Source organism: Adhaeribacter swui (genome assembly GCF_014217805.1).
Taxonomy (GTDB): domain Bacteria; phylum Bacteroidota; class Bacteroidia; order Cytophagales; family Hymenobacteraceae; genus Adhaeribacter; species Adhaeribacter swui.
Genome location: NZ_CP055156.1, coordinates 3,150,992 through 3,163,357, shown reverse-complemented (window position 1 = coordinate 3,163,357; position 12,366 = coordinate 3,150,992). Strand labels below are relative to the sequence as shown.

Here is a 12,366-nt window from a genome sequence, read left to right as displayed (position 1 = left end):
CTTATTAATAAGCTTCATGAATGCTGATTCTTCCGGCAAAAGCACCGATTTTATCATCCGACCTGCCCAATTCCCCGACGACCTTCCGGCTATTTTATCTGTAGCAGAACAAACCTGGGCGCCTACGTATCAATCCATCTTGTCAGCGGAGCAGATTGCCTACATGTACCAGGAAATTTACGACCCAAGCGCTTTAGAAAAACAAGCCAGCGAAGGGCAGCAGTTTTTACTTTTACTGCATAACCAAAAACCGGCCGGCTTTGCGGCTTACTCCCGCCAAAAAGAAGCTACTGTTTTTAAGTTAAACAAAATTTACGTTTTGCCATCTTGCCAGGGACACGGTTTTGGTTACCAGCTAATAAAAGCCGTAGAAGATGCCGCGAAAAGAGCCGGGGGCACTACTTTGTTGCTGAACGTAAACCGGCACAACCCGGCCAAAGCCTTCTACGAAAATTGCGGGTACACCGTAGCCTACGAAGAAGACATCCCCATTGGGCCGTATTTTATGAACGATTACGTGATGCAGAAAGAACTGGAAGTATCGTTTGATTAATCTTCTACCACAATTTTGCGTTTTAAAAGTTTACGCACTACGGGCAACAACAAAAAATAAAAAAATAAGGTAAGCGGGGCAGCCAGCACCAGCCATAACAAAATACCAGCCAGGTTAGCCAGCCAAATAGTTTTCAGAGCCATTTGCCAGTCGCGTTTAAACAAATCGGTTATTTCGCTCAAGCTTAAGTTAAAAGTAGTTAATGGAAATACTTTTAATCCTACTTCGATAAACGGAATGTATAATACCAAATGCAAAGGTCCCATTAAATAACAGATTAAGAGTAAGGCCGGCAAATTTAACCTAAACCGCAGCGCAATGATGGTGCATAAAAAAGAAGTTAACCCAAACAAAGGCAATATACCCAGAACCACCCCCAAGGCACCCGTAATGGCTAACCTTTGGGGGGTAATCCCCATGGTAAGCAATTTGGCTAAGGGATGAACAACTTTTCTTCTAAAATAAGAAACTTTATGCGGATGCGGTTTCAAACAAAATTTTATTAATAATGGTACCGGGGCTGGCCCCTGGAACGGCATAATCCGCAGAATTTAACCAGCTTGACAAAGCTACTATTTTCAGCATAAAATGAAAGGTTTATGTTGGCGCATTCGTAAAACAAGCTAAAAATGCCTGGCCCGGTATAAAATGCAAAAACCCGGCATTTTGTTTAATTAAATAAAATGCCGCGAAAAGTTCTTACCGGATAATACTATATTTACCTTCGTCGGTTTTACTGATTTGTTATGCGGGCATGGCGGAAGCATACTTTTTAATTTTGTTTATTTTTTTAGCGGTTCTGATTTGGATGCTGGTGCGTTTGCAAAACAGAATGCAGGAAATGCAAACGGAACTGCGACAACTACGACAGGACCTTACGCGTGCCGGTCAGTCTGCCCCAGCGGCGGCCCCGCATCAAACCGTAATTGCAACAGATCAGGCGCCACTTTCTGTTTCCGATTTGTCCGATACTACCTTTGCCGCGCCAGATAAAATACCAACGCAAGCAACCAATCTATCAAAAAAACCAGGAACTCCCCGGACTGAGTTTTTCGAGCGCATTCCGGATGTAGAAAAGTTTATCGGCGAAAACCTGGTTAATAAATTAGGCATTGCCGTTTTGGTGCTGGGCATCGGGTATTTTATAAAATTTGCCATCGATCAGGAGTGGATTAATGCCTGGGGCCGGGTGCTCGTTGGTTTTGTTTGCGGCTTTGGGTTGCTAGGTTTGGCGCACCGGCTGCGCGGGCAATACGCGGCTTTTAGCTCGGTTTTGGTGGGTGGAGGTTTAGCCACGCTGTATTTTACCATTGCGCTGGCTTTCCATGAGTACCATTTATTGCCGCAAACCCTGGCCTTTATTTTAATGGTAGCAGTTACGGGCTTATCAGTGTTTATGGCTATGCTGTATAACCGGCAAGAGTTGGCGGTATTGGCCCTTTTGGGTGGTTTTGCCTCTCCCTTGCTGGCCAGCTCCGGGGGCAATAATTACCAGATATTATTTATCTATATCCTTATCCTGAACATCGGCATGCTCATTTTGGCTTTTTTTAAAAAATGGCCACTTATCACCATCATATCTTACGTAGCTACCGTAATTTTATTTGGCGGCTGGCTGGCAGCCAAGGTTATTGGGGAACAACAGGCGCCTTATCTGGGTGGCTTTGTATTTGCCGTTTTATTTTACCTGGTATTTTTTGCCATGACGGTAATTTACAACCTAAAACAACAACAAAGCTTTCGTTTATGGGAAATCATTATTCTGCTAAGTAATACCTTGTTTTTTTACTTGTGCGGACTGTATCTGCTAAGCCAGTTATCTGGGGGCGCTTACCTGGGGCTTTACTCGGGTATATTGGCCTTTTTTAATGGCGCAGTGGCCTGGCAATTGCAACGCCAAAAAACCACCGAGGCCAAACTGCGCTTCTTGCTCGGCAGTATGGGTTTGTTGCTTTTGTACCTGGCAATTTTACTCGAACTTACTTATCGTCTGGGCAGTACCACCACCGAGCTGCGTACTATTAAATATCTGGTAGTGGCGGCTTATCATTATTTGTCGGCCATTATTATTATTTGTTTTTTACTGCCAGCCCCGCAAGCCCGCTGGCCCATTTCCGAAATTTTAACTATACTGGCTTTTACTTCTTACCTTTTTCTGGTGCAGCCATTGGTGCAATCGGCCCGTAATTACTATTTATTGCAAGCAAATAGTAGCCTGGTTCCGTTTGCTTTGCATTACGCCGCTATAGTTTTATTATTGGGGCTGCTGTACCAGGTTTTTACGTATTACCACAAAGTTTACGGGCTGCGCTCCAAAAGAATGAATGGCTTTATTTGGTTTGGCTGCACGGCATTGGTATACCTGGCCAGTACGGAGTTAGATCATTTGGTGGTAATTACCCAATACGCGCCCGGCAAAAACGTAAGTGCTTTGTTGCAGCAGGAGCATAAAATTGGTTTCCCAATATTGTGGGGCTTGGCTTCTTTTGGCTTTATGCTGTTAGGGATGCGTTATCGATTAAAAACCTTACGACTGGTATCGCTTACTTTATTTTTTATTACCCTGGTTAAGCTTTTTCTGTTCGACATCCGGAACATCCCGGCCGGTGGACGCATTGCGGCGTTTATTTCGTTAGGTATTTTATTGCTGGTAGTTTCGTTTTTGTACCAAAAATTAAAAAATTTGCTCCTGGATGATGTACCAACCGAAAAAGCTAAGGAGTAAGTACTAGCTTCGCCTATTACATTTCTGGATAAAGTAATTGGCCGTTAAATTTTTAAAATTTTGAATTTACATTCTCTGTTCATATGAAAACATTCCGGTTTATTTCTATTAGTCTGGGTTTGATGAGTTGGTTGCTTTTGGCAGCTTGTTCCGGTAAATCCAACAAAGCCGATTTAGGCACCTACGAAACCCTCACGGATGCCAATGTGGTCGAGCAACTCACAAAATTTGGTCAGGAAAACCCCGAAACCAAGGTAACCATTAGCACCAGCATGGGTGTGATAAAAGTGCGCTTGTATAAAGATACGCCCTTGCACCGGGCCAACTTTGTGCGCCTCGCCAAAATGGGTTTTTATGATAATACCATCTTTTACCGCGTACTGCGCGATTTTATGATACAAGGCGGCGATACCCGAGAACGGAAAATTAAAACAGACAAGTACGGCGTACCCAGCGAAGTGAAGCCCCAGTACTTTCACAAACGTGGCGCGCTTGCCATGGCCCGTTACGACGACGAGTTTAATCCCAAGCGTTTATCGTCTTCGCATAATTTTTACCTGATCCAGGGTGTAGTACACAACCAGGAAAGTCTGGATGACATCGCGCAGAGTAAAAAAATCACTTTTTCACCGGAGCAAATTAAGGCCTACACCACCATTGGCGGCGTTCCTTCTTTAGATACCAAGTACACGGTGTTTGGGGAAGTAACCGAAGGCTTAGAAGTAATTGATAAAATTGCCAATGTACCCGTTGACCCCAACGACGTGCCCGTGCAGGATGTGTTTATGACAGTAGAAGTAGAAGAATAATTTTTTAAATTTTTGATTTTCTAGAGTCAGTTTTTTAATCTTATTTCTCGCTTTTGGCAAAAGTTTTCCAATTTCGGCTCAATCACTTCTGGCGCAAGTTTTTAAACTTGTGCCTACTGGCAAAGTAAAGTCTCTGACTTTACTCCGGCTAAAGCCCCGGAACCCTGAACTACTTTGACAAGCTGCTAAAAAGAAAATTTTAAAAAATTTAGTATTTTACTGTACTTACTTGGAGCCGGTTCCCGTCTCCATGCTCAGGTGCAATCTTATTTGAACAGTACCCAGTTTGCCTCCTGGCCGGCGGGCCTCGTTTACCCCTCCCCCCTGCGGGTACCTCCCCTAAAAACAGGGGAGGAGATGCCGTTATTCTATTCCCTGGACTACGTCTGCGGAATTTTGCTCCGCAAAACCGGAACCCTAGCAGGTGCTCAATAGCCAAACTGGTGTCTATGCGCTTAGCTACGGTTTTTAGATTAACTAAAATTTTAAAAATTATCTATATTACAAAAATGAAGAACAGAATTAGCTTAGCGGAGGCGCAGGCCGCTTTACAACAATCGGGTAAGGAGTTTAAATTGTTACTGGAACACGGCACTTTAGCAGTAGAATTGTACCACCCGCACGAAATCGACAAGCAAATGCCCCACGAACAAGATGAGGTATATGTTATTGCCACTGGCGAAAGCAAGTTTTTTTTAGAAGGCGAAATAACGCAGGTAAAGGCCGGTGATTTTCTGTTTGTACCCGCCGGAGCCGAACACCGCTTCCTGGATTTTACTCCGGATTTTAGCACCTGGGTTTTGTTCTATGGCCCGAAAGGCGGCGAACAAAGCGAGGTTAAAAATTTGACTAATCAATAAGACCCGTTTAAACAAAAGAGCTTCCTGATAATCAGGAAGCTCTTTGTAAATTTTAAATTTTTAAAAATTTACCAGATTTTAATTTGTTCAGTTGCTGGTTTCACCATTTGGTCGCCGGGTTTGCAGCCGAAAGCTTCGTAAAACTGCGGCATGTTCATCACCGGTCCGTTAGTACGGAAACGGCCTGGTGAGTGCGGATCGGTTTGCACTTGTTGGTTAAAATACTGCTCGGTAGCATTTACCCGCCAGATTTGCGCCCAGGCTAAAAAGAACCGCTGCTCCGGCGTAAAGCCCGCTATTTTCTCTTTTTTCTTGCCCGCTAAAGCTTTTTGCAAGGCGGTATAGGCAATGTTTAAACCACCAATATCGGCCAGGTTTTCGCCCAGGGTAAGTTTGCCGTTTACTTTTACGGCCGGTAAAACTTCGTACGCATCGTATTGACTTACCACCATGTCGGCACGTTTGGTAAATTGCTCGGCATCGGTTTGGGTCCACCAATCTTTCAGGTTACCTTCGGCATCGTACTGGCGGCCTTGGTCATCAAAACCGTGGGTTATTTCGTGACCAATTACCGCGCCCATACCGCCATAATTCACCGCATCATCCGCTTTGGGGTCAAAGAAAGGAGGTTGCATAATACCCGCCGGGAACACAATCTCGTTCATCGATGGATTATAATACGCGTTTACCGTAGGTGGCGTCATGCCCCACTCAGTCCGGTCGATGGGTTTGCCCAGTTTATTTACGTTGTAGTTAAATTCAAACTCGTTGGCGTGCAGCACATTTACCACGTACGAGCCGCGGGTAATAGTTAAGGCGGAATAATCTTTCCACTTATCCGGGTAGCCAATTTTTACCGCAAAAGCATCAAGTTTAACCAAGGCTTGTTTTTTGGTAGTTTCGCTCATCCAATCCAGGGTTTGCACGTGTTCCTGAAAAGCATCGCGCAGGTTTTTCACCATTTCCAGGGCGCGGGCTTTAGCTTCGGGGGTAAACGTTTTTTCGACGTATAACTGGCCCATAGCTTCGCCGATAGCGGCGTCGGTGGTGCGCAGTACGCGTTTCCAGCGGGGCTGCAAGGCTTTGGTTCCGCTTAGTACTTTGCCGTAAAAATTAAAATTTTCCTCTACAAAAGCTTTGTTCAGGTAAGGTGCCGTAGAATGAATTAAATGCCAACGCAGGTAAGTTTTCCAATCGCGCAAGGGCGTAGATTTTACGATGGAATTAAATTCTTTAAAAAAGTCGGGTTGCCCCACAATTACCTCATTAACTCCTTTGGCACCCATTTGGGCTAACAGAATGTTCCAATCCGTGGAAGGGGTTAATTTTTGGAGTTGCGCTAAGGTCATTTTGTTGTAATTGGCCTGCGGATCGCGAAGTTCCACGCGGGTACGCGAAGCTTTGGCCAACCGGGTTTCCAGCTCCATTACTTTGGCCGCATTTTTCCCGGCGGTAGTAGTGTCGTCGCCCAGCAAAGCAAATAAGTTTTTAACGTGCTTTACATATTCGGCACGGATGTCCTTGGAGCGGTCATCTTCTTTCAGGTAATAATCCCGGTCCGGTAAGCCTAAACCTCCCTGATTTAAGAAAATAGCGTATTCGGTGCTTTTTTTATCGTCCTGGCCCACATAAAAGCTAAACCCGCCACTAATTCCGGATTTTTTAAATTGCGCGACGGTAGTTAACAACGTTCTCACATCCCGGATAGCGGCTACTTTATCCAGATAAGGCTTTAATGGCGCAGCTTCTAACTTTTCAATGGCTACGGAGTCCATGCCGGAAGCGTAAAAATCACCTACTTTTTGGGCATTACTGCCTTTTGGAGCCGTACGATTGGCAGCAGCTTCTGTTAAAATAGCGTGTTGTACGGCGTAATTTTTTTCTTGTAGTTCGTTAAAACTTCCCCAGCGGCTCTCGGCGGGTGGCACCGGGTTGTTTTTAATCCAGCCTCCGTTGGCATACTGAAAAAAATCAGCGCAAGGCGATTGCGTGGTATCCAGGTTTGCCCGGTCGATGCCTACGGGTTTCGGTTTATTTTGCTTGGGAGTTTCGGTGGTAGCGGTAGTGGTAATTGCCGTAATGTGTTCGGCAGAAGTAGTGGATTGGGTAGGCGCCGTACTGCTGCAGCCAGCCAGGTAAAACCCAGCCAGTGTAAAAGCGCTTATCCAGGAAATCTGTTTTGTCATTTTAAAATTTACAATAAGTTTACAAAGTATCTTACAAATATACGGTAAGAAGTGCAGGAAAGTATACTTTAACAGTTTTCCTCTGGTAATCAGGCCAGAAACAACCCGCTACCAGGTTTTATAAACACCGCTCCATTTATCAGGCTGCTATAAAACGATGAGCAGAATTTATTTTTTTAAAAAATTCACTTTTTGCTCAATTCCGGATGATGGCCTGTTGCTGTAACGGGCCAGGTACAACTACAACAGTTCTTTGGCCGGGTTCCAGAATAGTTTTTCAAAATCGACTACTTTATCGTTTTCTACCCGTACGCCTTCGCGCTCCAGGCTGGCTTGCATGGCATCCGGCGATTCAAAATGCTGCTTGCCGGTGAGCATGCCGGTGCGGTTAACTACCCGGTACGCCGGAATGTTACTTTTCGCGTGCGAGGCAATTAGAGCCCATCCTACCATGCGGGCCGAACCTTTGCTACCCAGGTAACTGGCAATAGCCCCGTAAGAAGTTACCCGACCCGCTGGAATAAGTTTTACTACTTCGTAAACATTTTTAAAAAAATTTTCATCGTTACCTTTTGCCATTGGTGTTGCTATTTGCATGATCTGGAAAATGAATAAAATAGTTGATTTAACGGCTTAATTAAACAATCTGGGCTAAAACTTCAGAATTGAAACAGAATCAAAAGCTAAGTTGCGTTTACTTAAAAAACTTATTCGCCGGTGGCAGGTTTATCAAATACCAGTACCCACCCGGTAAAAGTTTAACAAAAATACAGCTTTGCTTTGAATCTGAAGCAGTTAAAAAAGAGTAAGTAAAGGAGTAGTTCGCACCTACGATATACCAAAACAAGTTTAACTATTTAAATAATTTAAAAATTTAATTTTTCGCGCTTGCGCCCATAACGTTTTAAAACACCCATGAAAATTAAGTATTTTGTTTATGCTTTATTAATTATCGGATTTGCCTCGCTGGTGGTTTACCGGATTTCGGCCAACAAAAAAGCGGCCGGAGGTGGACCTGGAGGTCCGGGTAGTGCAGCCGGCAAAGGCCCGGGCGGCCCGGGTGGCGCGGGTGGTGGCCGGGGCGGCACGATGCAGGTAGATGGGGTGGTAGTACAACCGCGCGAATTTGCCAACAAATTGGCCGTAACCGGATCTATTGAAGCAAACGAACAAGTACAAATCCGGGGGCAGGTATCGGGCTTAATCCGGAGCATTAGTTTTCAGGAAGGGAGCAACGTAAAAGAAGGGCAGGTATTATTAAAAATTGATGATGCTGAATTACGTGCCCAGTTAGCCCAGGCGCAAACGCGGCAGAGCTTAGCCGCCGAGAACGCCGAACGGGCCGCGCAATTATTTAAAAAAGAAGCCATCAGCCGCGAAGAATTTGATATTGCTACTGCCGACTTTAAAACCTTACAATCCCAAACGCAGTTAATTCAGGCGCAATTAGCCAAAACTACTATAACGGCTCCGTTCTCCGGGCGCATTGGTTTGCGCAACGTGTCGGTGGGCGGCTATTTAACGCCCGAAACCGTGGTGGCTAACTTAATCAGCACCGATCCGGTAAAAATAAATTTTTCGGTACCGGAAAAATACGCCAACCAGGTAAAGGTTAACACCAAGCTGCAAGTTTCGGTAGCGGGTTCATCTAAAAAATACAGTGCCACCGTTTACGCCATAGAACCGGCCGTAGAAGCTACCACCCGTACGTTACAGCTCCGCGCCCGGGCTGCAAACCCGAATAACGAACTGTTGCCAGGCTCTTTCGCCAATATTGAGTTTCCGTTGGCCTCTATCCCGGATGCTTTATTAGTGCCTACACAAGCCATTGTGCCTATCCAGAATGGTAAAAAAGTATTTGTAGCTAAAAACGGCAAAGTACAGGAAGTAAAAGTAGAAGCAACTACCCGCACCGAAAAAGAAATTTTGATTACCTCGGGCCTGCAACCAGGCGACACGGTGTTAACCACCGGAATTATGACGTTGAAACAAGATGCCCCGGTTAAAGTCCGGTTACCTAAAGCTTGATTAATTAATTAAAAATGAGTTTATCTACCACCAGCATTAAGCGGCCGGTTTTTACCATTGTAATTAACCTGATTCTGATATTATTCGGAATTATTGGTTATACGTTCCTGGGTATCCGGGAATATCCGTCCATCGACCCGGCCATTGTATCGGTGAGCACCAGCTATACTGGGGCGAATGCCGATATTATTGAATCGCAGATTACCGAACCTCTGGAAAAATCCATTAACTCCATCGATGGCATTCGCAATATTTCGTCGTCGAGTAATCAGGGCCGGAGCAACATTAACATTGAGTTTAACCTGGAGAAAAACCTGGAAGAAGCAGCCAACGACGTTCGCGACAAAGTATCGCAGGCAGTAAGATCTTTACCCCAGGACATTGATGCCCCACCGGTAGTTTCTAAAGCCGATGCTGACTCCGAACCGATTGTAACCATGACGGTGCGCAGTAAAACCCGCAGCCAACTGGAACTCAGCGATTACGCCGAAAACGTGTTATCGCAGCGTTTGCAAACCATTCCGGGCATTAGCAGCGTGCAAATCTGGGGGCAAAAAAGATACGCCATGCGCTTGTGGCTCGACCCCATGAAACTAGCTTCGTACGGCCTTACCGTAGCCGATGTGCGCACCGCGCTCAATCGCCAGAACGTAGAATTACCTTCGGGTAAAGTAACGGGTTCCAACACCGAGTTAATGGTAAAAACCTTGGGTAACCTCTCTAACGAAGAACAGTTCAACGACTTAATTGTAAAATCCGAAGGTGACCGCATTATCCGGTTCAGCGATCTAGGCAAAGCCGAATTAGGCCCCGAAAACCTGGAAACCAAAATGACCGAATCCGGCGTGCCGATGGTGGGTTTGGCCATTGTACCGCAACCGGGTTCTAATTACCTCGAAATTGCCGGTAATTTTTACGACCAATTAGATAAACTAAAAAGCGACTTACCCAAGGACTTACAACTGGATATTGTAATGGACAATACCTTGTTCATTAAAAAATCGGTAACGGAAGTGGCCGAAACCATTCTGGTGGCCCTGATACTGGTAATTTTAATTATTTACCTGTTCTTCCGCGACTGGAGCATTGCTTTCCGGCCCTTAATTGATATTCCGGTTTCTTTAATTGCTACCTTCTTTATTATGTACCTGGCAGGTTTTTCGGTAAACGTATTAACCTTGCTGGCCATTGTACTGGCTACCGGTTTAGTGGTAGACGACGGAATTGTGGTAACCGAGAATATTTTTAAAAAAGTAGAAGAAGGCATGTCGCCGATTGAAGCGGCAATTAAAGGCTCCAACGAAATTTTCCTGGCGGTAATTTCTATTTCCATTACGTTGGCAGCGGTGTTTTTACCGGTTATTTTCCTCGAAGGTTTTGTGGGCCGCTTGTTCCGCGAATTTGGGGTAGTAATTGGGGCAGCGGTACTGATATCGGCGTTTGTGTCGTTAACGCTTACGCCCATGCTCAATGCTTACCTCATGAAGAAAGGCGGGCATAAAAAATCGCGGTTTTATAATTTTACCGAACCTTATTTCGAAAGTTTAAACACGGGTTACGCACAATCGCTGGGCCGGTTTATGCAACGCAAATGGTTGGCCTTCCCGATTATTGCGGCTTGTTTGGGATTAATCGTGTTTTTCTACATCACCTTGCAAAAAGAAACCGCTCCTTACGACGACCGTAGCATGTTACGGGTAATGGTTACGGCTCCCGAAGGGTCTTCTTTTGAATACACCGACCGGTTTATGGAAGAATTAACCCGCTTAGTAAACGATTCGATTCCGGAGAAAAAAGTAGCTTTAGTAATTACTTCTCCAGGTTTTGGCGGAGCGGGTTCGGTAAATAACGGTATGATGCGGATGACTTTGGTGGACCCCAGTGAGCGGGAACGCTCGCAAGCCGAAGTAGCCGAAAGGTTAACCAAACTAACGCGGAAATACCCAGAAGCCCGTACCATTGTATCGCAGCAACCTACTATTTCGGTGAACCGGCGCGGGGGGCAGCCCATTCAGTACATTATTCAGGCGCCTAATTTTCAAAAATTGGAAGAGAAAATTCCGGAGTTTTTAGAAGAGGCCAGCAAAGACCCCACGCTATCAAACCCGGATGTAAATTTAAAATTTAATAAACCGGAGATTAACATTACCATCGATCGCGAAAAAGCGCAAAGCTTAGGTGTTTCGGTAATTGATGTGGCGCAAACCTTACAGTTATCCCTCAGTGGGCAGCGGTTTGCTTACTTTATCATGAACGGTCGTCAGTACCAGGTAATTGGCCAATTCGACCAGGCCGACCGGGATGATCCCTTGGATTTAACTTCGTTGTTTGTGCGCAGCAGCACCGGGCAATTAATTCAGTTGGATAATTTGGTAACTTTGGAAGAACGCAGCAGCCCGCCGCAGTTGTTCCACAATAACCGGTACATGTCGGCTACCATTTCAGCGGGTTTAGCGCCGGGCAAAAGTATCGGCGACGGCATTGATGCCATGGACCGGATTGCCGCCAAAGTGCTGGACCCTACTTTCTCAACGGACTTAGGTGGCGAATCGCGCGACTTCGTGGAAAGTGGTTCTAACACGGCTTTCGCCTTTGGTTTGGCTTTATTGTTAATTTATTTAATTCTGGCCGCCCAGTTCGAAAGCTTTATCGACCCATTGATTATCATTATTACCGTACCTTTAGCGGTAGCCGGAGCGATGCTGTCGTTGTGGTTATTCGGGCAAACCTGGAACATTTTCAGCCAGATTGGTACCATTATGCTCATTGGGTTGGTAACGAAAAACGGTATCTTAATCGTGGAATTTGCCAACCAGCTCAAAGAAGAAGGAAAATCCAAGGCCGAAGCCATTCTGGAGGCCGCCGAAGCCCGCTTACGCCCTATTTTAATGACTAGTTTGGCCATTGCTTTGGGTGCTTTACCGATTGCGTTGGCTTTAGGAGCCGCTGCCCAAAGCCGCATGGGGATGGGTATTGTAATTGTGGGCGGTACTTTATTCTCCTTAATCTTAACCCTGTACGTTATTCCGGCTATTTACGCTATGTGGTCGCGGGAGTTTAAACGCAATCCGGAACTCGAACAAGCCAAAAAATTTGAAAAAGAAGTTCTGGAAAGTGTGCACTAACCTTTATTTGCCAGTTACCAGTTATCGTCTAGTAATTTGATAACTGGTAACTTTATAATCTTCTAAATCCCAACCTGCAA

At 45.3% G+C, this 12,366-nt stretch carries 9 protein-coding genes; 6 read left to right on the top strand and 3 right to left on the bottom strand.

Going from position 1 to position 12,366, the window contains the following annotated elements:
* The first annotated feature begins 16 nt into the window (after positions 1 to 16).
* Positions 17 to 553, top strand: a complete 537-nt coding sequence (locus HUW51_RS13445; RefSeq protein ID WP_185270158.1) for a GNAT family N-acetyltransferase — start codon at positions 17 to 19, stop codon at positions 551 to 553.
* Here HUW51_RS13445 and HUW51_RS13440 read toward each other — a convergent pair.
* Positions 550 to 1,044 (bottom strand): DUF2062 domain-containing protein, encoded by a 495-nt coding sequence (locus tag HUW51_RS13440; RefSeq protein ID WP_185270157.1) that lies wholly within the window; start codon positions 1,042 to 1,044, stop codon positions 550 to 552. The genes HUW51_RS13445 and HUW51_RS13440 overlap by 4 nt on opposite strands.
* A gap of 263 nt (positions 1,045 to 1,307) precedes the next feature.
* On the opposite strand from HUW51_RS13440, the gene HUW51_RS13435 reads away from it, so the two are divergent.
* The 3 genes from HUW51_RS13435 (at position 1,308) to HUW51_RS13425 (ending at position 4,947) form a co-directional block, all read left to right on the top strand.
* Entirely contained in the window at positions 1,308 to 3,278 is a 1,971-nt protein-coding gene (locus tag HUW51_RS13435) for a DUF2339 domain-containing protein (protein WP_185270156.1), read from the top strand.
* 83 nt (positions 3,279 to 3,361) lie between these two features.
* Positions 3,362 to 4,087, top strand: a complete 726-nt coding sequence (locus HUW51_RS13430; RefSeq protein ID WP_185270155.1) for a peptidylprolyl isomerase — start codon at positions 3,362 to 3,364, stop codon at positions 4,085 to 4,087.
* Positions 4,088 to 4,596: 509 nt separating this feature from the next.
* Positions 4,597 to 4,947, top strand: a complete 351-nt coding sequence (locus HUW51_RS13425; RefSeq protein WP_185270154.1) for a cupin domain-containing protein — start codon at positions 4,597 to 4,599, stop codon at positions 4,945 to 4,947.
* A 68-nt stretch (positions 4,948 to 5,015) separates the two neighbouring features.
* On the opposite strand, the gene HUW51_RS13420 is transcribed toward HUW51_RS13425, so the two are convergent.
* Entirely contained in the window at positions 5,016 to 7,133 is a 2,118-nt protein-coding gene (locus HUW51_RS13420) for a M13 family metallopeptidase (protein WP_185270153.1), read from the bottom strand.
* Between the two features lie 240 nt (positions 7,134 to 7,373).
* Complete coding sequence (locus HUW51_RS13415) at positions 7,374 to 7,712, bottom strand: MGMT family protein (protein ID WP_185270152.1); 339 nt, start codon at positions 7,710 to 7,712, stop codon at positions 7,374 to 7,376.
* A gap of 336 nt (positions 7,713 to 8,048) precedes the next feature.
* Here HUW51_RS13415 and HUW51_RS13410 point away from each other — a divergent pair, with 336 nt between their 5' ends.
* Positions 8,049 to 9,161: an efflux RND transporter periplasmic adaptor subunit gene (locus HUW51_RS13410; RefSeq protein WP_185270151.1), complete on the top strand. Its 1,113-nt coding sequence runs from the start codon at positions 8,049 to 8,051 to the stop codon at positions 9,159 to 9,161.
* Positions 9,162 to 9,175: 14 nt separating this feature from the next.
* On the top strand, positions 9,176 to 12,286 hold the full coding sequence (locus HUW51_RS13405; protein WP_185270150.1) for an efflux RND transporter permease subunit: 3,111 nt from the start codon (positions 9,176 to 9,178) through the stop codon (positions 12,284 to 12,286).
* Positions 12,287 to 12,366 lie beyond the last annotated feature (80 nt).

Coding starts and splice junctions, on each gene's coding strand:
- HUW51_RS13445 (WP_185270158.1), top strand. CDS start 17: ATGAATGCTGATTCTTCCGGCAAAAGCACCGATTTTATCATCCGACCT.
- HUW51_RS13435 (WP_185270156.1), top strand. CDS start 1,308: ATGGCGGAAGCATACTTTTTAATTTTGTTTATTTTTTTAGCGGTTCTG.
- HUW51_RS13430 (WP_185270155.1), top strand. CDS start 3,362: ATGAAAACATTCCGGTTTATTTCTATTAGTCTGGGTTTGATGAGTTGG.
- HUW51_RS13425 (WP_185270154.1), top strand. CDS start 4,597: ATGAAGAACAGAATTAGCTTAGCGGAGGCGCAGGCCGCTTTACAACAA.
- HUW51_RS13420 (WP_185270153.1), bottom strand. CDS start 7,133: ATGACAAAACAGATTTCCTGGATAAGCGCTTTTACACTGGCTGGGTTT.
- HUW51_RS13415 (WP_185270152.1), bottom strand. CDS start 7,712: ATGGCAAAAGGTAACGATGAAAATTTTTTTAAAAATGTTTACGAAGTA.
- HUW51_RS13410 (WP_185270151.1), top strand. CDS start 8,049: ATGAAAATTAAGTATTTTGTTTATGCTTTATTAATTATCGGATTTGCC.
- HUW51_RS13405 (WP_185270150.1), top strand. CDS start 9,176: ATGAGTTTATCTACCACCAGCATTAAGCGGCCGGTTTTTACCATTGTA.